The organism is Halomonas sp. ND22Bw (assembly GCF_003011945.1).
GTDB lineage: Bacteria > Pseudomonadota > Gammaproteobacteria > Pseudomonadales > Halomonadaceae > Halomonas > Halomonas halophila.
This window is the reverse complement of record NZ_PXWD01001019.1, coordinates 1-266: the sequence shown is the minus strand read 5'-3', so window position 1 is coordinate 266 and position 266 is coordinate 1. Positions and strand designations below refer to the sequence as shown.

Genomic DNA, 266 nt, shown 5'->3' with positions numbered 1-266 from the left:
AGTATCCAGTCGGGATCTTCACTTGCTCGGTGAGCGCGGCGTTGGCTTCGGTGACAAAAGAACCGAGGTCGCGCCCGCGAACATTCGCACTCACAACGATCCGTCGCTTGCCGTCTTCACGACTCACCTGATTTGGACCAGGCGCCAGGTCCAATGTCGCAACTTCTGAAAGCGGAATGAAGCTGATGCGTGCGCTGCCATTTGAAGCGCTACCCGCAGGAAGAGACAGGGGCAACCGCCTAATGGCTTCTAGGTCGCCGCGCAAG

The 266-nt window shown here is 58.6% G+C and carries 1 protein-coding gene; it reads right to left on the bottom strand.

The genetic code is table 11. The features are described from left to right. Positions 1-266, bottom strand: a 266-nt coding sequence (locus CVH10_RS21255) for an efflux RND transporter permease subunit (RefSeq protein WP_146143230.1), incomplete at both ends; no start/stop codon positions are given.